The 23,993-nt window shown below is 61.2% G+C and carries 19 protein-coding genes and 1 riboswitch; of the genes, 9 read left to right on the top strand and 10 right to left on the bottom strand.

What is annotated here, in order from left to right; genetic code table 11:
• Positions 1 to 259: 259 nt before the first annotated feature.
• Positions 260 to 826 (bottom strand): DUF6101 family protein, encoded by a 567-nt coding sequence (locus BLX89_RS07315; RefSeq protein ID WP_075290013.1) that lies wholly within the window; start codon positions 824 to 826, stop codon positions 260 to 262.
• A 323-nt stretch (positions 827 to 1,149) separates the two neighbouring features.
• Between BLX89_RS07315 and BLX89_RS07320 the strand changes: the two genes are divergently transcribed.
• Positions 1,150 to 3,453, top strand: a complete 2,304-nt coding sequence (locus BLX89_RS07320) for a DUF1217 domain-containing protein (protein ID WP_075290014.1) — start codon at positions 1,150 to 1,152, stop codon at positions 3,451 to 3,453.
• A gap of 2 nt (positions 3,454 to 3,455) precedes the next feature.
• Here the strand turns inward: BLX89_RS07320 and BLX89_RS07325 are convergent, their stop codons facing one another.
• The 3 genes from BLX89_RS07325 to BLX89_RS07335 form a co-directional block, all read right to left on the bottom strand.
• On the bottom strand, positions 3,456 to 4,886 hold the full coding sequence (locus BLX89_RS07325; RefSeq protein WP_075290015.1) for an FAD-binding oxidoreductase: 1,431 nt from the start codon (positions 4,884 to 4,886) through the stop codon (positions 3,456 to 3,458).
• 187 nt (positions 4,887 to 5,073) lie between these two features.
• Positions 5,074 to 6,060 carry an L-threonylcarbamoyladenylate synthase gene (locus BLX89_RS07330; RefSeq protein ID WP_075290016.1) on the bottom strand — a complete coding sequence of 329 codons (987 nt, stop codon included), beginning with the start codon at positions 6,058 to 6,060 and terminating at the stop codon, positions 5,074 to 5,076.
• 83 nt (positions 6,061 to 6,143) lie between these two features.
• Positions 6,144 to 6,749, bottom strand: coding sequence for a DUF6656 family protein (locus tag BLX89_RS07335; RefSeq protein ID WP_075290389.1), 606 nt, complete (start codon positions 6,747 to 6,749; stop codon positions 6,144 to 6,146).
• A gap of 328 nt (positions 6,750 to 7,077) precedes the next feature.
• A riboswitch (cobalamin riboswitch) is annotated at positions 7,078 to 7,276 on the top strand.
• 121 nt (positions 7,277 to 7,397) lie between these two features.
• Here BLX89_RS07335 and BLX89_RS07340 point away from each other — a divergent pair.
• Positions 7,398 to 8,642, top strand: coding sequence for an aromatic ring-hydroxylating oxygenase subunit alpha (locus tag BLX89_RS07340; protein WP_075290017.1), 1,245 nt, complete (start codon positions 7,398 to 7,400; stop codon positions 8,640 to 8,642).
• Position 8,643: 1 nt separating this feature from the next.
• The gene (locus tag BLX89_RS07345; protein ID WP_075290018.1) at positions 8,644 to 9,741 is read left to right on the top strand and encodes an FAD-binding oxidoreductase; all 1,098 of its coding nucleotides are present in this window, start codon (positions 8,644 to 8,646) and stop codon (positions 9,739 to 9,741) included.
• 175 nt (positions 9,742 to 9,916) lie between these two features.
• Here the strand turns inward: BLX89_RS07345 and BLX89_RS07350 are convergent, their stop codons facing one another.
• Both BLX89_RS07350 and BLX89_RS07355 read right to left on the bottom strand, forming a co-directional pair.
• Complete coding sequence (locus tag BLX89_RS07350) at positions 9,917 to 11,593, bottom strand: calcium-binding protein (RefSeq protein ID WP_075290019.1); 1,677 nt, start codon at positions 11,591 to 11,593, stop codon at positions 9,917 to 9,919.
• 180 nt (positions 11,594 to 11,773) lie between these two features.
• Positions 11,774 to 12,790: a glycoside hydrolase family 25 protein gene (locus tag BLX89_RS07355; RefSeq protein WP_083637369.1), complete on the bottom strand. Its 1,017-nt coding sequence runs from the start codon at positions 12,788 to 12,790 to the stop codon at positions 11,774 to 11,776.
• Between the two features lie 157 nt (positions 12,791 to 12,947).
• Here BLX89_RS07355 and BLX89_RS07360 point away from each other — a divergent pair, with 157 nt between their 5' ends.
• Positions 12,948 to 13,421, top strand: a complete 474-nt coding sequence (locus BLX89_RS07360; protein ID WP_075290020.1) for a BA14K family protein — start codon at positions 12,948 to 12,950, stop codon at positions 13,419 to 13,421.
• A gap of 62 nt (positions 13,422 to 13,483) precedes the next feature.
• Here the strand turns inward: BLX89_RS07360 and BLX89_RS07365 are convergent, their stop codons facing one another.
• Entirely contained in the window at positions 13,484 to 14,479 is a 996-nt protein-coding gene (locus BLX89_RS07365; protein WP_075290021.1) for a transporter, read from the bottom strand.
• Between the two features lie 198 nt (positions 14,480 to 14,677).
• Between BLX89_RS07365 and BLX89_RS07370 the strand changes: the two genes are divergently transcribed.
• The 5 genes from BLX89_RS07370 to mcpU all read left to right on the top strand — a co-directional run bounded on the left by BLX89_RS07370 (position 14,678) and on the right by mcpU (position 21,247).
• A complete protein-coding gene (locus tag BLX89_RS07370; RefSeq protein ID WP_075290391.1) occupies positions 14,678 to 16,459 on the top strand; it encodes an acyl-CoA dehydrogenase in 1,782 nt (593 codons plus the stop codon).
• A gap of 9 nt (positions 16,460 to 16,468) precedes the next feature.
• Complete coding sequence (locus tag BLX89_RS07375) at positions 16,469 to 17,221, top strand: crotonase/enoyl-CoA hydratase family protein (protein WP_075290022.1); 753 nt, start codon at positions 16,469 to 16,471, stop codon at positions 17,219 to 17,221.
• A 155-nt stretch (positions 17,222 to 17,376) separates the two neighbouring features.
• Positions 17,377 to 17,718 (top strand): hypothetical protein, encoded by a 342-nt coding sequence (locus BLX89_RS07380; protein WP_143523540.1) that lies wholly within the window; start codon positions 17,377 to 17,379, stop codon positions 17,716 to 17,718.
• Positions 17,719 to 17,828: 110 nt separating this feature from the next.
• Positions 17,829 to 18,914 carry an extracellular catalytic domain type 1 short-chain-length polyhydroxyalkanoate depolymerase gene (locus BLX89_RS07385; protein WP_075290024.1) on the top strand — a complete coding sequence of 362 codons (1,086 nt, stop codon included), beginning with the start codon at positions 17,829 to 17,831 and terminating at the stop codon, positions 18,912 to 18,914.
• A 233-nt stretch (positions 18,915 to 19,147) separates the two neighbouring features.
• Positions 19,148 to 21,247 carry a methyl-accepting chemotaxis protein McpU gene (gene mcpU, locus BLX89_RS07390; RefSeq protein WP_075290025.1) on the top strand — a complete coding sequence of 700 codons (2,100 nt, stop codon included), beginning with the start codon at positions 19,148 to 19,150 and terminating at the stop codon, positions 21,245 to 21,247.
• A 74-nt stretch (positions 21,248 to 21,321) separates the two neighbouring features.
• Here mcpU and BLX89_RS07395 read toward each other — a convergent pair whose 3' ends face one another.
• The 3 genes from BLX89_RS07395 to BLX89_RS07405 all read right to left on the bottom strand — a co-directional run bounded on the left by BLX89_RS07395 (position 21,322) and on the right by BLX89_RS07405 (position 23,986).
• Positions 21,322 to 21,795 carry a VOC family protein gene (locus BLX89_RS07395; protein ID WP_075290026.1) on the bottom strand — a complete coding sequence of 158 codons (474 nt, stop codon included), beginning with the start codon at positions 21,793 to 21,795 and terminating at the stop codon, positions 21,322 to 21,324.
• 155 nt (positions 21,796 to 21,950) lie between these two features.
• Positions 21,951 to 23,201: a class I SAM-dependent RNA methyltransferase gene (locus tag BLX89_RS07400; RefSeq protein ID WP_075290027.1), complete on the bottom strand. Its 1,251-nt coding sequence runs from the start codon at positions 23,199 to 23,201 to the stop codon at positions 21,951 to 21,953.
• Positions 23,198 to 23,986 carry a TlyA family RNA methyltransferase gene (locus BLX89_RS07405; RefSeq protein WP_075290028.1) on the bottom strand — a complete coding sequence of 263 codons (789 nt, stop codon included), beginning with the start codon at positions 23,984 to 23,986 and terminating at the stop codon, positions 23,198 to 23,200. The genes BLX89_RS07400 and BLX89_RS07405 overlap by 4 nt, the downstream gene beginning before the upstream one ends.
• Between the last annotated feature and the right edge of the window lie 7 nt (positions 23,987 to 23,993).

The raw sequence follows: 23,993 nt of genomic DNA on the forward strand, positions 1-23,993 counted from the left end.
ACCAAATCCTGAAGGTTCAGGGCCGGATGTTCTCTGATGAGCGTCCTTCTTTCAGCCCGACGTGCAAAATCCGCGCAACTACGGCAACCAAAGGTCGCATGACCATCGCCTTCACCTGCCATCAGTGTGCAAAGCGCTTGTGGCATGAAAAAGGCAGAGGGGCGCTTTTCCGTCACGAAAATCTCAATGCCCTGAAACCAAAACGGAAAAACCGACCGCAGGGAACGGCCGGTTTCCGATGGAGGCAAGAAGCAGTTGGTCAACTGCGGGCGATGATCTCGCGGCCGTCGATCTTCATGTTGACGCCGAGGCTGCCCGTCGAGCGGCGCATCAGGAAGCGCGGGCGGCGGCCTTTGAACAGCGAGTGGCGACGGCGCGGCTTGATATCACGGGTGCGGACTTCGCCAAGATGCTCTTCGAGTGGGCGGGCAACGCCATCGGCTTCGACCATCAGCATCGGAATACGGTAGGCTTCGGCCCAGGCGCGCCAGTCGGCGGCGATATCGGAGAGATCGTGCGCCACCAGAAGCGGAATGCAGAGTTCCGGATCGTCGTGATGCAGCTCGAGTGTCACTGTAACCTCCCCATCGCCATGGTCGATCGCACGGGCGGCGACCCCTTTGAACGCGCGGGAGGGCAAGGCGATCGACAGCGGTAGGCCGCTGGCGGGAAGAACCTTACGCATCACGGCACCGCGTTCGTCGAGGCTTATCGTGACATCGCTTGCCTGTCCAGGCAAGCGATACGTTGCCTGCTGCGGAAAGCGCATCGGATCGAGACGCAGGGTGTTTTCAACCCATGCCGGTTGGGTAAGTGTCTTCAGCATTTCAATCGCCCTTGTTTTTCCTTGAGAGCCGGTTCCCGGTCTTCTCTTTTCGGGACTTCGCGTCCTCTGTGATCCGGACGATAAGCGGGCGATGTTTGAGACCGCTTAAAAATCGCGGTTAAAAAACTTTGCATTTCCCGATGGTTAGCAAAAGCCGACGCTTCACGGTTTTTGAAATATGAAGATCGGGGGGCAAATTGTCGGGATCATCACGTCCAAAAGCCACGCGCAAGGCACGCGCGCGAAGATGCGGCACGCTCAAATCCGCATCATGCGGCATCGCGCGCCCGTGCGCGCTTCAGGCACAGTCAGGCAGGCGTCCGATGGTTTCCACCTATATCGATTACAATCTCGTCACGCGCGATATGAAGACCAGCCTTCAGCGCACGGCGGAGCAGACCCTGGTGGCGCGCGAGACCCAGTATTACAAGGACAACATCGGCAAGATCACATCCGTCGACGAGTTCATGGATGACTACCGGCTTTATTCCTACGCGATGAAAGCCCATGGCCTTGAGGACATGACCTATGCTAAGGCCTTCATGAAGAAGGTTCTGGAAAGCGACCTCAACGACGACACGAGCTACGCAAACCAGCTGACCGACGACCGCTACCGCAATTTCGCCATGGCCTACAGCTTCTCGCAGGCGACGACGGTGGTTCAAAGTGATGCACAGGAAGAGGATGTCATCGGTCTCTACAAGCAGACCATGATCGATCAGGAAGATGCGGTCAGCACCGATACGGCCTATTTCAAGGCGGTCATGGACACCGTAACCCATGTCGATCAGCTCTGGCAGAACGACAAGCTTAAGAACTACGTGCTGACCGCTTACGGCTTTGATTCCAAATATATGTCCTACGAGCACTTCAAGGGCATCGTCACCAGCGACGTGAGCGATACGACGAGCTACGTGAACACACAGGCCGCGGCCTACAAGCAGAGCCTGCAGGCCAAGATCGACGCCATCACCTCGACCGCGTCGGCCGCCGACCTCGCGAACTCCTCGAGCACGGCCTACAAACAGATCGCCCAGTACCAGTCGGCGATCAACAATGCGCCGGACTACACGACGCTCGCCGCCGCCTTCAACTTCCAGTCCGACGGAACGGTTGCCGCCGGTGAAAAGGCGATGACCGACGATCAGAAGACCACGACCAGCACCGCCTATATCTTCGCCCAACCCCGGACGTCGTCCAGCGCTGCCCTCGCGACCAAATCCTACTACGAGGCGACGATGGCAAGCGTTACCTCGGTCAGCAACATCAAGTCCAACAGCACGCTGTTTTCCTATATCGTCACCGCCTATGGACTGCCGTCCAGCACGCTGACATCGACGTTCGAAAACATCGTCACCAGCGATCTCAGCGATGCCAACAGTTACGCCAATACGCAGGGCGGAGAATACAACGCGATCTACAAGAAGATCGCGGCCGACTTCAACTTCCAGGCGGACGGCACCGTTGCAAGCGGCGAGACGGCGCAGACGGCTGCGCAAATGACCTCGACCTCCAATGGCTGGATGGTTCGCTACAACGACAAGCAGGATGCGGCCGACGAGACGCTGATCTCGAACTTCCAGACCCTGATCCAGACCGTAACGGATGTCGACAGCTTCCTCGCCGATACCAAAATCATGTCGCTGGTGCTGAAAGCCTTCGCACTGGAAGACGAAGGCGATTCCACCCGCAAGCTGAAAAAGGTCCTGACCAGCGATCTCACCGATCCGAAAAGCTACGCCAATACACTGAAGGACAGTCGCTACACCGAACTGGTGAAGGCCTTCAACTTCAATGCCGACGGCTCCATCGGCACGCCGACGCTCGCCCAGTCGGAATCCGAAATCCTGATCACGGCCAAGAACTACGTTCTGGAAAAGAGCCAGTTCGGTACCGAGGACGACAAGACCAAGGCGACGGAAGAATCGCAATATTACAGCTCGACCATCGAACAGATCGAATCGCTGGACGACCTGCTGTCGAATACGCGCCTTGTCGAATTCATCCTCGTCGCGCATGGCATAGATCCGGAAGAGGTCGAGCCGGGATACCTGCGCCAGATGTTCGAATCCGATCTCGACGATCCAGACAGCTTCGTCAACACGGAGCCGGACACCAAGTATCGCGAACTCGTCGCCTCCTTCAACTTCAACACGGAAGGCGAAATCGAAAAGCCGGATCAGGGCATTCAGACCCGCCGCGGCCTGTTGGAAACGGAAGATCTCTATTACAACCAGACGCTTGAAGAACAAAAGGGCGAGGACAATGCCGGCGTCCGCCTGGCGCTCTACTTCCGCCGCATGGCCGATGGCATCACCAACGCCTATGACATTCTCGCCGACAGCGCCCTGCTGCAGGTGATCCAGACGACCTACAGCATTCCCGAGGAAATGACGAATGCGGATGTCGACGTGCAGTACGACTATATCAACCGCGTGCTCGATATCGAGGACCTGCACGATCCGGAGGCGCTGGAGAAGATCCTCGTCCGCTTCACCTCGCTCTACGATGTCGAGAACAACACCGATATCTCGCCGGCCGAGATCGTTCTGTCCGGCAGCGGTGGCAACGGTATCAGTGCGGATACGCTCTTGAGCCTCACCCAGCTGCGCAGCGGCGGATACTGATCTCAGCCTTTGATCTTCAGCACCTTGTCGGGGTTCATGATCCCGGCGGGGTCGAAGGCGTGCTTGATGCGCTGCATCAGGTCGATTTCGATCGGGGCGCGCACCTCCGCAAGCTCATTGCGCTTCAGCTGACCGATGCCGTGCTCGGCGGAAATCGAGCCGTTGTATTTCAGCACGATGCCGTGGACGAGAGCGTTCATCTCGCGCCAGCGATCGAGGAAGGCCTGTTTGTCCGCGCCCACAGGCTGCGAGATATTGTAGTGGATGTTGCCGTCGCCCATATGGCCGAAGGAGCAGATGCGCGCGCCGGGAATGGCCTTCATCACGGCTTCGTCCGCTTCCGCCATAAAGGCGGGAATGCTGGAGACCGGCACGGAAACGTCGTGCTTGATCGAGCCGCCCTCCGGCTTCTGCGCCGGCGACATGCTTTCGCGCATATGCCAGAGCGCCTTGCCTTGCGCATCGTTGGCAGCGATCACGGCATTTTCCACGAGCCCGTCGGCGATGGCGCTTTCCAGCAGGCTCTCCATCATGCGGTTGGCCGTTTCGGCGCTGTCCGAGGTGGAGATATCGATCAGCGCATACCAGGCGTGTTGCGTTGGCAACGGGTCGCGAACACCGGCAATGTGCTTCGAGGTAAACTCGACGCCAAGCCGCGGCATCAGCTCGAAGCCCGTCAGCGCCTGTCCGGCAAGGCTTGATGCGCGATCGAAAAGTGTCAGGGCATCTGCGACGCTGCTGACACCTGCGAAAGCCACCTGATGGCCGAGCGGCCGCGGGAAGAGCTTCAGCACGGCGCCGGTGATGATGCCGAGTGTACCCTCCGCGCCGATGAACAGGTCGCGCAGGTCGTAGCCGGTATTGTCCTTCTTCAGGCGGCGAAGCCCGTCCCAGATTTCGCCGGTCGGCAGCACGACTTCGAGGCCGAGGCAAAGCTGGCGCATGTTGCCATAAGCGAGAACGGCGGTCCCGCCGGCATTGGTCGAGAGGTTACCGCCGATCCGGCAGGAGCCCTCGGAGCCGAGCGACAGCGGAAACAGTCGGTTGACGTCTTCGGCGGCCTTCTGGATATCGGCGAGAATGCAGCCGGCATCGGCAACAATGACGTTGCCCACGGGATCGACATCGCGGATGCGGTTCAGCCGCTGCAGCGACAGCACGACATCGTTTTCCCCCGTCCGCGGAATGCCGCCGGCGACATGCCCGGTATTGCCGCCTTGCGGCACGATCGGCGTGCCGGTCGCGGTTGCGAGTTTCATTATAGCGGCGACTTCCTCGATCGTGCCCGGCCGCAGCACCAGCGGCGTGGTCCCCTTGTAGAGCCCACGCGATTCAACGAGATACGGCGCGATGTCACTCTGGCTGATCAGGGCATTGGCCGGACCGACGATCGCTGCGAAACTGGCAATGAGTTCGGGGGAGAGGATTGTCATTGGAGGTGGCTCCTTGAGTGGCGCGCGAAAACTTGCCGCTTGTCCCTTCTCCCCGCCCGCGGGGAGAAGGTGGCCGACAGGCCGGATGAGGGGCGACACGAAAGCAATGACAAGGATGAGAAACTGCCCCTCACCCTAGCCCTCTCCCCGCGCGCGGGGAGAGGGGACGATAGAGCGCGTATCCGACTCACACCGCTTCCCCATCCCGGGGCGCGGCCGCGCGTTCGATACGGTCGAGGATCGCCTCGCCCAGACCCTCGTTCGGAATCACCCCGAATGCGATTGTCTCGGCCCCGGACGCATCGGCCCGTTTCATATAGTCGAAGAGATGGGCAGCCGCCTCCCGCAGATTGCCGCTTGGGCTGAGATCAAGCACGACCACCGCCTTGTCCTCACCCGCGATCTTGCCCCCGCCAAACCGGATCAGCGCCTCGCCAGCCTGCACGCTCGTCGCATTGAGCCTCACCCGCGCGCCGGGCGCATAATGCGAGGCGAGCATGCCCGGTGCCTCGATTGCGGCGCCGGCGCTCGCGGGACGTTCGACGGAGAGCCCCGTCAACTTCTCGACATCGGCGACATCCAGCCCGCCGGGACGGAGCAGCTTTATGCTGTCGCCCTCTACCTTCAGAATGGTCGATTCCAGCCCGATTTCCGCCGGCCCGTCATCAAGGATCAGCGTCAGCTTGCTGCCGAGATCTGCCTCCACATGGGCCGCCGTCGTCGGGCTGATCTTGCCGGAGGTATTGGCACTCGGGGCCGCCAACGGTCGGCCGAAGCGGGCGATGACCTTTCGCGAAAACCCGTCAGGCATGCGCACGCCCAGCGTATCGAGGCCGGCGGATGCCAGGGCATGCACTTTGCTTGTCGGTTTCAGCGGCAAGATCAGCGTCAGCGGTCCCGGCCAGAAGGCGTCCGCAAGCCGGCGCGACAACGGATCGAAGATGACATACTCCTCCGCCATCGCGAAATCGCTGACATGGCAGATGAGCGGATTGAACCGCGGCCGCCCCTTCATTTCATAGATGCGGCTGATGGCGTCCGGATTGGTGGCGTCTGCGGCGAGCCCGTAGACGGTCTCGGTCGGGATCGCGACGGGAAAACCTTCCGACAGAACCTTCTCGGCGCGGACAAGCGCTGTCTCCGGGTCGGTTCGGGTGTCGATGATGTCCGCCATGCCTTCTTGCCTTCAGCGCGTCTGATGACGGCTTCTTTAGAGCATGGGGCGGCATCCGCAAAGGATGAAAAGGCGGAGTTTTTTCAGAGTTTCTGGATGATCTTGCGCAGCGACTCGTTGACGGCGCCGAGCATCAGCACGTTCTTGAGTGCCGCTTTCGGATCGCGTGTGCGAAACAGAAGCCCGTCGTCACGGATCTTGCGATCAACGACCAGCTTGCCTTCCTCGGCGTCCCTTTCCATCGCGACGGCAAAGAACATGCGGGAATAGCCAAGGCTGATATTCTTGAAGAACAGGTCCTTGTCGCTCACATCGGCAAAGAAGTTGGCGATGTAGAAGGACCAGCGCACATCGTCGAACTCGGCAAACTTGGTCTTTGCGGAGGTGACGTGGCAATACCCCAGATGCGGCCGTCCGCTCAGCGTCCTGTGATAAACGATCTTGGGAAAGCGGATGGAGGCATGAAAGCTGTTGATGCGCTCATGCGCCTGGCTGCCGGCGGCTTCCAGCTTGCGGCCCGTGCGTTCCGCCACTTCCTTGTGGGTAAGATAGCGCTTTTCCGCCGGATGCCAGTCGTCGCCGCGACGGGTAATGCGGCCTGTGCGCAGGAATTCGGTGTGCACGCCTGTCTTGGTGACCGGAGTGTCCTTTTCGGCCTTGGCGGTGTCGAAGTAACGCAGTTCTGGCATGGTCCATACCCGTTTTGCATGCTGCGGCAGCGGCGGCTGCCGATCGTCCATTAGAAGATACTATTCCAGCGTGGTTAACGCCGTCTTCCTTCTAGCCACCCACGATGTCGCGAAGCTTGCGTGATCGCAAAGGGCCCGTGGATCGATGTCGCAATGTGACATCCGCTCGCTCTGGTATCAGCGGCCGCCCGAAAAAGCGCCATATGCTGAAAAAATCTGCATATCGTTGTTTCTAATGGATAAATTATAGTGAAGCAGAATATGTGTAGTGTCGTCTTTCTTGAATCGTCTGTCGCTAATTGACGATTGCGACATCCATCTCTCGGCTTAAATGAAACCACTCAACGGTGCCGCCTTTTAGGGAGGGCGGAGAATTGGGAAGCCGGTCGAAATCCGGCGCTGCCCCCGCAACGGTGGTGGAGCGAAACCTCGGCAAAAAGCCACTGGAGCAATCCGGGAAGGCGTCGAGACAGTCCTGCCAAGGACAGCTCCAGAGCCCGGAAACCAGCCTTTGAGGCGAAATTGATGTCTTGGTTGCGGCGGGCAGCCGGAATGTGAACCATCAGACGGCGTGCACTCCCGCACGACGGCGGTTCCTTTCCTGCTCGCTAAAACTTCAAATGATGTGGCGAACACAAGGAAAGAACCATGGATCTTCGCAGCGAAGTCCTCCGCAAGCTCAAGACCCGACGCGACGGCTACAGCCTCGAACAGGCCTTCTACACCGATCCCGATCTCTACAAGCTCGATCTGGAGCAGATCTGGTACAAGGATTGGCTGTTCATCGGCCATGATTGCGAAGTGCCGAAGGCCGGCAATTATTTCACCGTCCAGGTCGGCGATTATCCGGTGGTCATCACCCGCGATCGCAAGGGCGAGGTCCGGGCGCTGCACAATTCCTGCCGCCATCGCGGCTCGCGCGTCTGCGCGGGACAAAAGGGTTCGTCTGCCAAGCTCGTCTGTCCCTATCACCAGTGGACCTATGAACTCGATGGTTCGCTGCTGTTTGCCCGCCAGATGGGCGAGGATTTCGACAAGGCGGCGCACAGCCTGAAGCCCATCGCCTGCGAGACCGTCGGCGGCTACATCTTCATCTGCCTTGCCGACGAGCCGATCGACTTTCAGCCGATGCGCGACATGGTGACCCGCTATCTTCAGCCGCATAATCTGAAGGACACCAAGGTCGCTTTTGAGAGCACCATCATCGAGAAGGGCAACTGGAAGCTCGTCTGGGAAAACAACCGCGAGTGCTACCACTGCGCCGCCAACCATCCGGAACTCTGCCGCACCTATCCGGAGGCTCCGACCGCGACCGGCGTGCAGGGCGCCAAGGACGATCCGGTTATCGCCGAGCACTGGGCGCGCTGCGAAGCCCAGGGGCTTCCGAGCGAGTTCAAGATCGATCACACCGGCCAGTTTCGCATCGCCCGCATGCCGCTGATCGAAGGTGCGGAAAGCTACACCATGTCCGGCGCCCGCGCCGTCAAGCGCCAGCTGTCGGACGATGTCAGCCAGAGCCATATCGGCACGCTGCTGATGTTCCATTATCCCTCGACCTGGAACCATGTGCTGGCCGATCACGCCATCACCTTCCGCGTCCTGCCGCTCGGGCCGGAACTGACGCAGGTCACGACCAAGTGGCTGGTGCACAAGGATGCGGTCGAAGGCGTCGACTACAATCTCGACGAGCTCACCCATGTCTGGACGGAAACCAACGACCAGGATCGCCAGATCGTCGAGGAAAATGCCTTCGGCATCCGCTCGCCCGCCTACCAGCCCGGCCCCTATTCGCCGGAGCACGAAGGCGGCGTCATGCAGTTCGTCGAATGGTACGTCAACTTCATGCAGGACCGCCTGAAGGGCGCGACTGCTCCTCTGTTCAAGGTCGCCTGAGATGACGATTGCCTCCTCCTTCCGTCACTTCGATGAGCTTCAGCCGTTCAATGACCGCCAGCAGATGCTGGAGTGCATCGCGGTGACCGTCGAGGCGCCGGATGTCATGACCTTCACCTTCAAGTCCGAGAAGGACGCCTGGTTCCGGTATCTGCCGGGCCAGTTCGTCACACTCGAACTGCCGGTGAAGGCAGATGATCCGGTCATGCGTACCTACACGCTGTCTTCGACGCCATCGCGCCCCTTCTCGGTTGCGGTAACGGTCAAGGCGCAGGCAAACAGCATCGGCACCCGCTGGATGTTCCAAAACCTGAAGCCCGGAATGAAACTCCGGGCTTTCGGCCCGCTCGGCGATTTCTCCTTCGTGCGCCATCCGGGTGAAAAGTACCTGTTCATCTCGGCCGGTTCCGGCATCACGCCGATGATGTCGATGACCCGTTGGATGGCCGATTGCGCGCCGCAGACGAACGTGACGTTCCTCTCCTGCGCCCGCGCACCGGACGATCTGCTCTTCCGCGAGGAGCTTGAAAATATCTCGCGCAACATGCCGAACCTCAACCTCGGCTTCATCGTCGAAACCCATGCGCCGCGCCACGGCTGGCACGGCCTGCGCGGCCGCATCGAAACCTCGAAGCTGGCGCTCTTGGCGCCCGATTTCCGCGACCGCACCGTCTTCTGTTGCGGGCCGGAGCCGTTCATGAAGGGCGTCAAAGCCATGCTCGAAAGCGTCGGCTTCGACATGACCCGCTATCATGAGGAAAGCTTCCAACCGGCGGCAGCGCCTGCCGAAGAAGAGCTTGCGATCCGGGCAGGGGCCGGCGAGGCGGATGCCAACGCCGTCTCCACCATCACCTTCACCATGGCCGGCAAGGAAGCCAAATGCCAGCCGGGCAAGACCATCCTCCAGACGGCCCGCGCCAACGGCGTGCGCATCGGCGCTGCCTGCGAGGGCGGCATTTGCGGCACCTGCCGGGTGATGAAGATCTCGGGCGACGTCGAGATGAACCACAATGGCGGCATTCTCGATGACGAGATCGCGGAAGGCTACATCCTCGCCTGCTGTTCGCGGCCCATCGGGGATGTGCAGATCGAGGCTTGAGCCTTCAGCCTGCGTGTGTCTGGGCGTTTTGATGGGCTGAAAATAGCCCTTCCGTCATGCTCGGGCTTGACCCGAGCATCTTCCACTGTCTCCGCATCGATGTGCCGCCAGCAGATCCTCGGCTCAAGGCCGAGGATGACGCGGAGTGTTTGTCAACTGACTGTGTGTCAGCGTTTCAGAACAGAAAATCGCCGGCATCCAGATGCCCGATCTTCACGTTCTCAAGCGTTATGCTATCGCCGTTCAGTCCATTGATATGGACGTCTGAACCGACCTGCTTCATATGGTTCTTCACCAGATCGTTGAAACTGGTGATACTGGAAAGCCCTGTCAGGTCGAGGATATCGTAGCTTGATCCCGTCGCGGTAAAATCCTTGATCGTGTCCTTGCCGTCGCCGGTTGCGAAGACGAAGGTATCTGACCCCGAGCCGCCGGTCAGGGTGTCAGCGCCGGCGTGACCCCAAAGCATGTCGTTGCCGCCACGGCCGCTGATGTCGTTTTTGCCGCTGTTGCCATGGATCTGGTTGGCGAGCGTGTTGCCCGTGGCGTTGCTGTTGCCGGAGCCGAGCAATGTCAGGTTCTCGAAGTTGTCCCTCAGGGTGTATGTGGCGCTGGATCTGACGAGATCGGTGCCTTCCCCGGCCTTTTCGACGAGCGTGGTGGATGCGCTGCCGATGACATAAGTGTCGTTGCCCTTGCCGCCATAGACGCTGCCGGTGACGGTGCCGATCAGGCCCTCGAAATAATCGTTGCCGCCGCTGAGATGGATCGAGCCTTTGATCGTGCCGGTGTTGAAAACCTTCTGCACGCCATTGCCGCCAAGGAACGCCGTGCCGGTGCTTTCGACAAGGCCGGAATTCTTGAACTGCGAAGCCGCGGTGCCGGAAAAATCAATTGCGGCGATTCCCGTCTTGGTGGCCGTTATTGTGCCCGTGTTGGTCAGCACATTGCTGGCGCCATCGATGGTGACCCCGCCGGCAGCCTTGATCACCTTGTTGTTGGTGACGATCGCTTTGTCGGCATCGACGGAAATGCCATAGGCCGACGAGGTGATGGTGCCGTTGTTGGTGACGGTGCCGTTGTCGCCGGTGAGAACGATGGCATCCTTTACCGCTTTGATCGTGCCACCATTGTTGGTGACGATCGCGGAGATGCCCGAGGCCAGAATAGCCAAGGCCTTGGTTGAGGAGATCAGGCCGTTATTGGTGATGGTCGCCTCGCTTCCTGAGGAAACGATAGCGTCCGTCGCGGATTTCAAAGTCCCGTGATTGGTGAGCGTCGCAGAACTGCCCGAGGAGACCAGCGCCCGCGCCTTGCTGGAACTTGTTTCGCCATTGTTGGTGAACTCGGCCGAGGAGCCGGTAAGCACGATGGCATCGCCAACGGCTTTCGTCGCGCCGTGGTTGATCACCTTTTCGTCCTTGCCGCTCGCCTTGATGGCGGTGCCGGCGGAAGAGGTGATCAGGCCATTGTTGACGATTTGGGTCGCAGCACCCGTGACCAGAAGCGTCGTCTGCTTGCCCTCGATCGTGCCGTGATTGGTAAGCTCCAGCCCGCCGCTCATGATCTCCATGGCGCCGCCGGTGGTGCCGGAAACCTTGCCCGCCTTGCTGATGACGAACATGCTGTCGCTATCGGCCACACCGCTAGCGCCAAACCGCACGGCATAGCCGGAAGCCGAGGTGACGTATCCGTTGATATAGAAATCGCGGTCTGTGGCGACGCCGGTCGCGACGATGGCGGTGCCGGACGTGGTGAGGCTGATGTTCTGGTTCACGACCAGCTGGCTGTCGGCCTTGAGCACCGACACGGGTGTCGTGCGGTTGCTGGAAATCACAATCTTGGTCGTCATCTGCTCATCATGTGCAGTGGTATCGAGCTTGGCGTTCTAAACCATTCTGCGGGGGAGACGGACAAAACCTGCCCGGTCGGCAACGTTATTCGCGCGCGGTGGTAAACATATGCTTGCCGGAGCGGGAAAACACAAGTGCTGCCCCAGCAGGGCAGCCTCCCCAAAACTGGGGACTTGCCGTTAGTTCAAGAGTTCAAAATGGTTCTTTTGACGGTTGCGCAAGTCCAGCGGGAGCGGTTTCTGCGGTTTGATCGAGGCCGTCAGCATCATGTCCACGCCGATGCCGCTTCCGGAGGAGGAGGAGCCTGCCTCTGCGGACGCGATAAGGAGCGGTGTGGCAAATGGCTTCTCCGGCACCAGTTCGCCCTTCGCCCAGATCTTCTTGAGCTCCGCCGCGTTCATCGCCGCGACATTGACGTCGATATCGTTGAGCGTTCCCGCCACCCGGTAAGGGCAGCGCCGCTTGCCGCAATTGGCGGCCGCCGAAAACTGCCAGAGCGCATAGCTGTCCCAGTTGCCCATCGGAAAGATGTCGCGAATGCCCGGTTTGTAGCGGGCGTACCAGAGCGGCAGGCGCGACAGGATCGGATATCGATCCCGATGCTGGGCAATGTGTTTAGCCGTCGCGTGGTTGGTGTAGAGCATCGGATAGCGTCCGGTGCGGGTCTTGATATGCCCGGCAAAAATGCCGGCATCCTCCAGCGACATGAATTTCTCCGCATCGATGCCTTCGATGTCGAGCGCCATCAGCTCGTCGTCGCGCGGCGCGGCGTAGTCGATGAAATGATTGGCCTGATCGATGGGATTGCCGGGGCGGGCCAGATGATAGGCGCCCCACAGCAGGCCGTTAGCGCGGGCGATCATGCGGCGCGTCAGGTAGAGCTCGCGGCTGACGGCATATTTGCGCCACATGGTCTTGCAGTGGTTGACCGTGTCGCCGTTGTGATCGCCGGTGCAGGAAAAACTTTCCGGGAGCCCGTCGGACGCCTTGGCAATGAAGCCGGCTATGCGCTTGTCGGTCAGCATTTTCTCCCAGTCGATGATGTTCATCTCGTAGGCATCGATCACGATCGCGTTAGATGGCGTCTTCCAGGGCATGACGTCGCGCGCGCTGAGCGGTGTCGCGAACATGGTCGCGGCAAGGGCGAAGGAGAGGCTCAAAAGCCCTGAAACCAATGTTTTCCGGCGTTTTGTCATGGGACACAGCGTGCCGGCGTCATGGTTAACGAACGGTAAATGGGCGGATCACGATTTCTGGCGATGCGGCGCGGTGCAGGCGAGGGCGGAACAAAATCGGCGACCCTGCAGTTTTAAGGGGCAGAACGACAACCTTGAACCCAACGGAGGAACCCAAATGGGTCGCTTGAGCAAACTTATCCCCGCCGCCCTTTCGGCCGTGTTTCTGATCACATCGGTTGCACCGTCGCAGGCTTTCACGTCAATTCCGGTGCCAACAAAGGCGGAACGCGTCTCTGACGTCCAGACCGTACAGTATCGCCGCGACCGTGATCGTGACCGCGATTATCGCCGCGGCTACTATCGCAATGGCGGCCGCTATTACTACAACGGTCACCGCGGCTATCGTTATTCGCGTCCGGGCTATCGTCAGTATAACGGCGCCTGGTTCCCCCTTGCTGCATTCGCGACCGGCGCAATCATCGGCGGTGCCGTTGCCCAGCCGCGTCCGGTTTACCCGGCTCCGAGCTACAGCGGCGGCGGTTCCCATGCGCAGTGGTGTGCAAACCGTTATCGTTCGTACCGCGCGTACGACAACACGTTCCAGCCGTATAACGGCCCGCGCCAGCAGTGCTATTCGCCTTACTCGTAAGGTTGAATGCAATCGAGACATCAAGAGGGTCGGCATCGCCGGCCCTTTTTCCATCATACGGTCTACAGGATGCCGATCCGTTTCAGGATCGTCCAGGCAAGCCCCATTGACATCAGAATGAACATGCCCGCAACCAGGGTTCCGTGAATGCCTTCCGCAAGCGGCAAGCCGCCGGTGTTCATGCCGAAAAAACCGGTGACCAGCGTTGGCGGCAGCAGGAAGGCCGTCATCAGCGAAAGGATGTAGAGATGGCGGTTGGTTTCGGATGAAAGCTTGCTGTCGATTTCTTCATGCAGCAGCCGCGCCCGCTCCTGAAGCGCGAACACGTCGCGATCAACCGTTTCCAGCCGGTCCGACAGGCGCTCGGCAGCGTCGAGAAAACCGGGCGGCACCTCGTCTTCCTCGGATGTGCCGACACGCCGCAGGAGCGCCAGCAGTGTCCGTAGGTGCCGATGCAGCCTCACAGCCGTCCGGCGCAGGGGCGCCAGGCGCGGCTGGCTGTTGTGCCCCGCCTCTCCATAGACATCGTCCTCGATGACATTCAGTTCTTCCGTCAGTTCCAGCACAAGGCTGATCAGCGTGCGCTGGAACTCGACGACCATCATTTCAAAAAGATCGATTGGGCGGGCGCAGCGGTTCGCCTGCTCGACGGCAGACTTTACCCGGTCGATGCTGCGCAGCGGGTGCAGGCGCGTTGTGATGACGAAACGGTCGCTGACGGCAAAATGCAGCCATCCGATCGTCTTCGTCTCTGCATCGAAGGTGCGTTCGAAATCGACCAGCGTCCCGTGCACGATATCGTCCGTCACGGCGATGGTGGCTTGGGTGTCGTGGCTGGTGAGGGTGGAGATGACGTCCAAAGGCAGGTCGAAAATCTTTTCGATCAACGCCGGCGTCCGGGCGTCGCTCAGCGCCAGATGCACCCAGATCCAGCCTTCACCCGTCTGCCGCAGGTTTTCCACCGAGGAATCGATGGCGATGCGGCTGCAGCGCGTTTCGCCCGGCGTGAAACGATAGGCCCATACCAGTCCGGGAATGTCGCGCGATAACAGGTTCATGTGGTTGAATGTCCTAACCCGGGGCAGAAGACGCTTAGGCGCGTTTCATGACATTCTTGTTGCAGATGGCGTCGGGGTAAAGGGGCAATCGATCCGTATCGGATATTGACGTTTACGTAAAAATCAATAATTTCGCCACTAGGAGACATCGCCTGACGCATGGGCGAGGTTATCATGGGATGGCAGGAGGAGACGACCATGTACAAGGCGCCCGTCGAAGATATTCTTTTCACGCTGAAGCATGTTGCCGGCCTCGATGCCGCGCTCGCGGAAGGCGCCCTTGGCGATCTCGATCAGGATACCGTGGAGGCCGTGGTCAATGAGGCCGGTCGTTTCGCCAGCGATGAGGTGGCCCCTCTTGCCACCGTCGGCGACACGCAAGGCTCCAAGCTGGTCGATGGCGCCGTCAGGACACCGGATGGCTGGCGTGATCTCTACCGCAACTGGGCGGCCGGCGGCTGGAACAGCCTGACGGCGGATGCCGAATTCGGCGGGCAGGGGTTGCCGCACATGCTGCACATCGCCGCCATGGAAATGTGGAACGCCGGCTCCATGGCCTTCGCGCTCGGCCCGATGCTGACCATGGGCGCGATCGAGGCGCTGGAAAAGCATGGCTCCGACGACCTCAAGGCCACCTATCTCGAAAAGATGATTTCCGGCGAATGGACCGGCACGATGAACCTGACGGAGCCCCATGCCGGCTCCGATCTCGGTGTGCTGAAAGCCCGCGCCGAGCGCCGCGATGACGGCAGCTACCGCATTTTCGGCCAGAAAATTTTCATCACCTGGGGCGAACACGATTTCACGGACAATATCGTGCATCTGGTGCTTGCCCGCCTCAGCGATGCGCCGGAAGGGACGCGCGGCATCTCGCTTTTCCTCGTGCCGAAATTCCTCGTCAATGCAGACGGTTCGCTCGGCGAACGCAACGACCTTTTCTGCCACGCGCTGGAGCACAAGCTCGGCATTCACGCCTCACCCACCTGCACGATGATCTATGGCGACGGCCGCTTCGGTGAAGAGAAGGGTGCGATCGGCTACCTGATCGGCGAGGAAAACCGTGGTTTGAACTGCATGTTCACGATGATGAACAATGCGCGCCTTGCCGTCGGCGTGCAGGGCGTCGCCATGGCCGATGCCGCGACCCAAAAGGCGATCGCCTATGCCCGCGAGCGCACGCAGGGCAAGGCGCCGGGCTTTTCCGGCAAGGGCATGAGCCCGATCATCGATCATCCCGATATCGCCCGCACGCTGCTCACCATGAAGGCGCTGACGCAAGGTGCGCGCGCCATCGCCTATAGCTGTGCCCACGCCGTTGACAAGTCGCACCATCTGCAGGGCGACGAGGCGCGCTTCTGGGCCGACCGCTCCAGCCTCTTGACCCCGATCGCCAAATCCTTCGGCACCGATGCCGGCGTCGATGTCGCCTCCATGGGCGTGCAGGTGCATGGCGGCATGGGCTTCATCGAGGAGACGGGCGCCGCCCGTCTGCTGCGCGATGCCCGCATCGCCCCGATTTATGAGGGCACCAACGGCATTCAGGCGATCGACCTCGTGACCCGCAAGCTGCCGATCGGCAACGGCGATCATGTGCGCGGGTTCATCGTCGAGCTCGCCAAGATCGCAGGCGCCGTCGCCGCCTCAAATCTCGAAGGGTTTGGCGAGACCAAGGACCGCCTGAACGCCTCGCTGCGCGATCTCGAAACGGCAACCGTCTGGCTGCTGGAGCGCCTCGCCGCCGGCGAAACCGCCGCCGCTCTCGCCGGCGCCACCGCCTATCAGCGCCTGTTCGGCCTGACGCTCACCGGCATCTATCTCGCCAAGGGCGCGCTTGCCGATGCCGGCGACGGTCAGCAGCCGGCCCGCATCGCGCTCTGCCGCTTTGCCGCCGAAAATCTCATCGGCGAGACCGCCGCCCTGAAACATAGCATCGTCTACGGCGCCGAGAGCCTCGCCGCTGCCCGAATTGCCCTTGGCTGAGGAAAAACCATGACCGACGACGTCCTCATTGAACGACCAGACGCTCATCCGGGCGTCGAGGTTATCCGCTTCAACCGGCCGGCCAAGAAGAATGCCATCACCAGCGCCATGTACCGCAAGATGGCGGCAGCGCTCGTTGCGGCCTCCACCGATCCGGAGGTCAAGGCCGTCGCCTTTCTCGGTACCGAAGGCTGCTTTTCCGCCGGCAATGACATGGCCGATTTCATCGCGGTTGCGATGGGTGGCGCCATGGGCCGCGATGTGATCGAGTTCCTGCGCGCCCTTGCTACAATCGACAAGCCGGTGGTGTCCGGCGTGGACGGTTTGGCGATCGGCGTCGGCACGACGATCCATCTGCATTGCGACCTGACGGTCGCCTCCGCCCGTTCCGTCTTCCGCACCCCCTTCGTCGATCTGGCGCTGGTGCCGGAGGCTGCCTCCAGCCTTCTCGCGCCCCGCGTCATGGGCCACCAGCGGGCCTTTGCACTGCTGGCCATGGGGGACGCCTTTACGGCAGAAGACGCGCTTTCCGCTGGCCTCATCCGCAAGATCGTCGAGCCGGAGGCCGTCGAAGGCGAAACGCTGGCGCTTGCCTCCAAACTCGCTGCAAAGCCGCCGGCAGCGCTCGCCATTGCCCGCCGCCTGCTGCGCGGTGACCGCGGCGATGTCATCGCCCGAATCGATGAGGAGGCCGTGCATTTCGCCAATCAGCTGAAGAGTGCCGAGGCCCGCGCGGCCTTCGAGGCATTCATGCGCCGGTAGCTCGGCAAGATACCAGCAAGGATTGTGCCGTCACTCGTCCGGTAAACGGAAAGAGAGTGTTTACGCCTTGTTTACCATCGTCGCTCATGGCGTCACATGCCATCTTCACTGCAACTCTGAATAGTGTAAGCCTTGGGAAAACCAAGGTGGACACGATGCGGATTATTCTTCAGATTTTTACGGCAACAGTGTTTTTGGCGATCATGGCGATCTGGCTGGGTAGCCTGCGCATCGTGGTTGTGCCGGCGGTTTCCTTCGCCATGAACGAAGGCGTAGCGCTTGTTTACAGCGGTCATGATTACCGGCTGCTGGATAGCACCACAGCTCTCTGCCAGAGAAGCCGCATCACCGACAAGGAATGCGAGCGTACCGCAGCTTTGGAACTGGCGTCCAAGGTCATTCTGAAGTTTCCCTTCAGCCGCTCGCTGCACGATTTCACGCTATTCGGCGCATCGTCATCCCCCGGGCCTTTTGAAAGCTTTGCGCTGAGAAGCTGAGCAAAGGATCGCAGCCGTCCCTTGCCGCCAATAGTGATCCGCACCATATTCTCTTCCGGGTGGAGCATATTGGCCGTGCCGCACGGCAGGCCCGGCTGGAAGGACATGCCTTGCGATCACCTTTCAAGTTTTCTTTCTCGTCCATGCTGCGCCAGCAGCGCCGCCTAGAAAAGACCGTTCTGAAAGCGGTCAAGGCTTCCCGAAAGGCCATAGCGCTTTCTCCGTTCTCAGCGCCGGCGCCGCTCAAGCCGGCCGCCAAATCCCAGAAGGTGCCGGCCGGTCGCCTGGAGGAGGTGACCGGTTTCGGCAGCAATCCCGGCCGGCTCCATATGCTTCGCTACGTGCCGCCGCATCTGCCGCGAAAGGCGCCCCTGGTGGTGGTGCTGCATGGGTGCCGGCAGAATGCTCGCGACTATGATCATGGCAGCGGCTGGTCGACGCTTGCGCGCGAGCGCGGCTTTGCGGTTCTCTATGCCGAGCAGACCCGCAGCAACAACCCGAATTATTGCTTCAACTGGTTTCGCCCCAGCAACGTCACGCGCGACCGGGGGGAGGTGATGTCGATCCGCCAGATGATCGAGCGCATGGTCAACGCCCACGGCATTGATCGAAACCGGATCTACATCACCGGCCTTTCGGCCGGTGGCGCGATGACGGCGGCAATGCTTGCGGCCTATCCGGAGCTGTTTGCCGGCGGCGGCATCATCGCGGGGCTTCCTTACGGGGCTGCGCGCGATGTGCACCGCGCCCTGGCCGCAATGAAAAAGGCGCCGGAGCGGTCGGCCTCGGAGTGGGGCGATCTCGTGCGCGCTGCTTCGCCGCACCGTTTTGCGGGCGGCAGGGCCCGGATCCCGTCTGTCTCGATCTGGCACGGCACGCACGACCAGACGGTCGCCCTCTCCAATGCCGAGGCATTGTTGCAGCAGTGGCTGGATCTGCACGGCCTCGACCCGTCGGGTTCGACGCAAAGCACGGTGGACGGCCACTTGCGCAGGGAATGGAAAGACCGGACGGGGAAAACCGCGGTGGAATTCTACCGCATCGAGGGCATGGGCCATGGCACGCCGCTGAAGCCGAGGCCCGCGTCGCGCGGCCGTGCCGATACCCCCGGCCCGTTCATGCTAGATGCCGGCATTTCCTCCACAACGCGCCTTGCCGATAGCTGGGGCCTGAAGAAGCCGGTGCTGGCGCGCTGAATTTGTCGATCTCGCCGGCAAAACCGGCGCTTCAAATTTAACGGGCTTTTAAGTACGTCATCATATTCTGCGTCGCATCGAGTCCGTCGGCATGATGCCGACGTTTCCGCCCGTTCGGGCATGTCCCCGCATTCTTCAAGATGACCCGCAAAGCGTCCTGCTTTTGTGGAGCGCGCGTTTGCACGTTTCAAGCTCCGAGCCCGCTTCGCCGTATTGTAAAAGGAAGGCCCGCCTTGGTCCGCACATCCAATCTCATGACGCGTATTCTGCTCGCCGCGTCTTTCGTTGTCGTCGCCGCGCTTGCCGGCTTCTCCATCTATATCGATAGCCTTCAGCGCGCCGCGACCACCCGCGCCGTCGAGGAAAACATCTCCTCCTCCGGCAAGCAGGCCGCCCAGAGCGTTGCCAACTGGCTGAACGGCCGCCTGACGCTCACCGAAATGGCTGCAAATGCTGCCGGCAACGCTGCCGACAATACCGGCCTCATGAACGCCCTGAAGAACGACGTACTCGTCAAGGAATTCATGACCACCTATGTCGGCGAGGAAACCGGCACCTTTACCATGTGGCCGGATTCCCCGATGCCGGAAGGTTACGATCCGCGCCAGCGCCCGTGGTACCAGGATGCCGTCAAGGCCAATGGCAGCGTGCTGACCGAGCCGTATATCGACGCCTCGACCAACGACCTGATCATCAGCGCCGCCGTTCCGGTCAAGCGCGACGGCAAGCTCATCGGCGTCGCCGGCAGCGATTTTTCGCTGAAGACCCTCGTCGAGATGATCAAGGGCGTCGATGCCGGCAGCGGCGGTTTTGCCTTCCTGGCCAACAAGTCCGGCCAGATCCTTGTCCATCCGGATGCCAAGCTCGTCACCAAGACGCTGACCGATGCCTTCCCGGTCAACACCCCGTCCATCGGCTCCGCGATCATGGAAACCGAGCTTGACGGCAAGCCGATGCTCGTCAGCTTCGTGCCGGTCGCGGGCCTGCCTTCGGTCGAATGGTATATCGGCTTCGCCGTCGACGCCGATATTGCCTATTCCGCGATCGGCCAGTTCCGCATTGCCGCGACCATCGCCACCGTCTTGTCGGTCGGTGTCATGATCGCCTTCCTCGCAAGCCTGCTCAGCCACCTCGTCATCCGCCCGGTCACGGCGATGACGGGCGCGATGGCAAAGCTGGCTGCCGGCGACCTGAAGGCCGAAATCCCCGGCCAGGATCGCCGCGACCAGATCGGCTCCATGGCTGCAGCTGTCGCCGTGTTCCGGGACAACGCCATCGAGCGTGTGCGTCTGGAAGAAGAGGCCAATGCCGGTCGTTCGCTGTCCGAAAAGGAGCGCCGCGAGCGCGAGGCCCAGAAGGCCCGCGAAACCGCCGATATCCAGCATGCCGTCGATGCCCTGGCGACCGGTCTCGGCCGTCTGGCGGAAGGCGATCTCGGCTACCGGATTGCTTCGCCCTTCGTCTCCCATCTCGATCGTCTGCGCGCCGACTTCAACAACTCGGTCGCCAAGCTGCATGACGCCATGTCGACGGTCGGGATCAACGCCCGTGCCATTGATGCCGGCGCCCATGAAATCCGCCACGCGGCAGACGATCTCGCCCGTCGCACCGAACAGCAGGCCGCTTCCGTCGAGGAGACCGCCGCAGCGCTGGAAGAGATCACCACGACGGTCAAGGATTCGGCGCGTCGTGCCGAGGAAGTCGGTGCGCTCGTCGCCCGCACCCGCGCCGGCGCCGAAAAGTCCGGCACGGTTGTCCGCGATGCGGTCAACGCCATGCAGGGCATCGAAAAGTCCTCCGGCGAAATCTCCAACATCATCGGCGTGATCGATGACATCGCCTTCCAGACCAACCTCCTGGCGCTGAATGCCGGTGTCGAAGCTGCGCGTGCCGGTGAAGCTGGCAAGGGTTTTGCCGTCGTCGCGCAGGAAGTTCGCGAGCTCGCCCAGCGCTCGGCCAATGCCGCCAAGGAAATCAAGGCCCTGATCACCGCGTCCGGCACGCAGGTTCAGGCGGGCGTGACGCTGGTTGGCGAAACCGGCAAGGCGCTGGAAGTGATCGTTGCCGAGGTGCAGGAGATCAACACCCACATCAGCGCCATCGTCACCGCCACCCGCGAACAGTCGACCGGCCTGCAGGAGATCAACACCGCCGTCAACACCATGGACCAGGGCACCCAGCAGAACGCCGCTATGGTGGAAGAACAGACCGCCGCCAGCCACGGCCTTGCCCAGGAAGCGGCAGCGCTGAACGCCCTGCTTGCCCAGTTCAAGCTCGGCGACAGTGCTCAGGCAGGTCAACGTCAGCAGGGGTATGCACGCCGGGCTGCTTGAGTGTTGATGAAATGAAATGCAAAAGGCCCGGTTCTTCCGGGCCTTTTCGCGTCTTGCCGAGAGAAAAGAGGTTGTCAGCCGTGGCGGGCGGCCTCGATTGCCGCAACATCGATCTTCTTCATGGTCATCATCGCATCGAAGGCCCGTTTTGCCTCGCTGCCGCCGGCCTGCATGGCTTCCATGAGCGTGCGCGGCGTAATCTGCCACGAGATGCCCCAGCGATCCTTGCACCAGCCGCATTCGCTTTCCTGCCCGCCATTGCCGACGATAGCGTTCCAGTAGCGATCCGTCTCCGCCTGATCCTCCGTCGAAATCTGGAAGGAGAAGGCCTCGCTGTGCTTGAACACCGGACCACCGTTCAGCCCGATGCAGGACACGCCGGCAACGGTGAAATCAACCATAAGCACGTCACCCTGCTTGCCATCCGGATAATCGCCGGGAGCCCGCGTCACGGAACCGACGGAACTATCCGGAAAAGTCTTGGCATAGAAGTTGGCTGCCTCCTCGGCATCCTTTTCGTACCACAAGCAAATTGTGTTCTTCGCCATAGCGGTATCCTCCATACTGGTTGCGTTGTCGTCGGTAGCAGCTTGTCCTTCACGGCACTGCAAGCTAACGCGATCTGCGATCAGAACGAAGACATAGGGCGAAACGTCGAAACGCCCACATTCAATTTTGCCGAAAACCAGCCGTCAGCTCGTCATCACTTCTCCAGCGTCGCCACCACTTCCACATGACTGGACCAAAGAAACTGATCGATCGGCACGACGGACGTAATCCGGTATCCGGCATCGACGAGAAAGCGCAGATCGCGCACCAGCGTCTGAGGATTGCAGGAGACGGCGGCGATCTTTTTCACGCCGGAGCGGGCGATTTCCTTCACCTGCGCTTCAGCGCCGGCGCGTGGCGGGTCGAAGACGATGGCGTCGTAGACCTTGAGTTCGGAGGCCATCAGCGGGCGGCGGAAGAGGTCGCGTTTCTCGACCGTCACCGGCTTCAGCCCCTGCGTGTTGCGGGCGGCGAAATCCAGTGCCTTTAGCGCCTTGTCCTCGCCCTCGACGGCATGGACGCGGGCCGTGCGGGCAAGTCGCAGCGAAAAGGTGCCGGAGCCGGAAAACAGGTCTGCCACCCGCTTTGCCTTGCCGACATGGCGGATGACGAGATCGGCCATCGCCTCTTCCGCCGGCTTCGTCGCCTGGGTAAAGCCGCCCGGCGGCGGCGAGACCTGGATACCGCCAAAATCGATCAGCGGCTTGATCGGCTCGACGAGAACTTCGCCATTCACCGAAACCCGCGCCACGCCACGCAGCGAAAGCACGGTCTCCACCGTCCTCCGCCGGCTTTTGTCATCGAGCTTCTTGATGCCGTCGGCAGCCAGATCAAGCCCGGTCAGCGTCTCCAGAACGGTCAGACGGAAAGGCTCGGCATTGTCAGCCAGCGCCTCGGCGACGGCCCTTATGGTTGCAAGCCGCGACACGATGCCGGGGCTTGCGATGGGACATTCCGAGATGGAGACGATGTGATGGCTTTCCGGCGTGTTGAAGCCGAGCAGCAGCTCCTTCTCCGTGCGCCGAACGATGAAGACGACGCGGCGCCTCTCGCCGGGCTGTGCCGTGATCAACGGCGCGACGTCGACCGAAAGCGCCTTGGATTTCATGGCGTCGATGACAATCTGACGCTTGAAGTCGTGATACAGCGCATCGCTCGCATGCTGCAGCGAACAGCCGCCGCAGGTGCCGTTCTCGCCCTCGGGCCCGAAATGCCGGCACTTCGGCGGCACACGATCCGGGGAGACATCGCTCATCGACATCACCGTGCCGTGGTTCTTGTTGACGGCAAGGACGGCCGTCTCGCCCGGCAGGGTAAAGGACACATAGACCGGGCCGAACGGACCGCGCGCAACGCCATCGCCGGAAAGGCCGAGCTTTTCAATGGTCAGCGTTTCGGTGCTCATGCGTCCTCGCCGTCGTCTTCGTCGTCGCCTTCCGGTTTGCGGCCAGCCAGCAGGTATTCTTCATTGCCGTCACCGCCGGCAATCGGTGAGGGGATGAGCCCGAGGCTTTCCCAGCCCATGTCCTCCACCAGCCAGCGCTCCAGCTCGGCAGCAACAGCGGGAGCAGTGGATGGGTCTTTCAGAAGGCCGGCCTTGCTGATCGCCTCCCGCCCGGCTTCGAACTGCGGCTTCACCAGCAGGATGCAGTGCGCCCCTGGAGCTGCAAGATCAAGCGCCGGCGGCAGGGCGAGCTTCAGCGAGATGAAGGAGACATCCGAAACGACGAAGGAGATTTCGCGGTCGTCCAGATAATCCTCATCCAGCACGCGGGCATTCAGGCCCTCGATGTTGGTGACACGATCGTCGGCCTCGAGACGGGGATGGAACTGGCCATGACCGACATCGATCGCGATCACATGATTTGCGCCATTGTGGAGGAGGATTTCGGTGAAGCCGCCGGTGGAAGCGCCGATATCGAGACAGTCGCAGCCTTCTGGCGAAAGGGCGAAATGCTCCAGCCCGGCCTTCAGCTTCAGCGCCGCGCGCGAAACATAGGCCTGCACCGGATCGTCGATTTCGACCTTGGCATCTTCGGAGACATTGGCGCTCGCCTTGGTGACAAGCTTGCCATCGACGGTCACGGTGCCGCGCTGGATGGCGTCGCGGGCGCGAGAACGGCTGGCGACGAGGCCACGATTGAGCAGCAGCTGATCGAGGCGAATAGGGTTTTTCAGGGTGTAGGACATTGCTCCT

Origin of the sequence: Pararhizobium arenae (assembly GCF_001931685.1) — a bacterium.
In the GTDB taxonomy this organism is placed as follows: Bacteria; Pseudomonadota; Alphaproteobacteria; order Rhizobiales; family Rhizobiaceae; genus Pararhizobium; species Pararhizobium arenae.

Excerpts from the sequence above, each read along its gene's own strand:
- BLX89_RS07315 (WP_075290013.1), bottom strand. The coding sequence starts at position 826 with ATGCTGAAGACACTTACCCAACCGGCATGGGTTGAAAACACCCTGCGT.
- BLX89_RS07320 (WP_075290014.1), top strand. The coding sequence starts at position 1,150 with ATGGTTTCCACCTATATCGATTACAATCTCGTCACGCGCGATATGAAG.
- BLX89_RS07325 (WP_075290015.1), bottom strand. The coding sequence starts at position 4,886 with ATGACAATCCTCTCCCCCGAACTCATTGCCAGTTTCGCAGCGATCGTC.
- BLX89_RS07330 (WP_075290016.1), bottom strand. The coding sequence starts at position 6,060 with ATGGCGGACATCATCGACACCCGAACCGACCCGGAGACAGCGCTTGTC.
- BLX89_RS07335 (WP_075290389.1), bottom strand. The coding sequence starts at position 6,749 with ATGCCAGAACTGCGTTACTTCGACACCGCCAAGGCCGAAAAGGACACT.
- BLX89_RS07340 (WP_075290017.1), top strand. The coding sequence starts at position 7,398 with ATGGATCTTCGCAGCGAAGTCCTCCGCAAGCTCAAGACCCGACGCGAC.
- BLX89_RS07345 (WP_075290018.1), top strand. The coding sequence starts at position 8,644 with ATGACGATTGCCTCCTCCTTCCGTCACTTCGATGAGCTTCAGCCGTTC.
- BLX89_RS07350 (WP_075290019.1), bottom strand. The coding sequence starts at position 11,593 with ATGACGACCAAGATTGTGATTTCCAGCAACCGCACGACACCCGTGTCG.
- BLX89_RS07355 (WP_083637369.1), bottom strand. The coding sequence starts at position 12,790 with ATGACAAAACGCCGGAAAACATTGGTTTCAGGGCTTTTGAGCCTCTCC.
- BLX89_RS07360 (WP_075290020.1), top strand. The coding sequence starts at position 12,948 with ATGGGTCGCTTGAGCAAACTTATCCCCGCCGCCCTTTCGGCCGTGTTT.
- BLX89_RS07365 (WP_075290021.1), bottom strand. The coding sequence starts at position 14,479 with ATGAACCTGTTATCGCGCGACATTCCCGGACTGGTATGGGCCTATCGT.
- BLX89_RS07370 (WP_075290391.1), top strand. The coding sequence starts at position 14,678 with ATGTACAAGGCGCCCGTCGAAGATATTCTTTTCACGCTGAAGCATGTT.
- BLX89_RS07375 (WP_075290022.1), top strand. The coding sequence starts at position 16,469 with ATGACCGACGACGTCCTCATTGAACGACCAGACGCTCATCCGGGCGTC.
- BLX89_RS07380 (WP_143523540.1), top strand. The coding sequence starts at position 17,377 with ATGCGGATTATTCTTCAGATTTTTACGGCAACAGTGTTTTTGGCGATC.
- BLX89_RS07395 (WP_075290026.1), bottom strand. The coding sequence starts at position 21,795 with ATGGCGAAGAACACAATTTGCTTGTGGTACGAAAAGGATGCCGAGGAG.
- BLX89_RS07400 (WP_075290027.1), bottom strand. The coding sequence starts at position 23,201 with ATGAGCACCGAAACGCTGACCATTGAAAAGCTCGGCCTTTCCGGCGAT.
- BLX89_RS07405 (WP_075290028.1), bottom strand. The coding sequence starts at position 23,986 with ATGTCCTACACCCTGAAAAACCCTATTCGCCTCGATCAGCTGCTGCTC.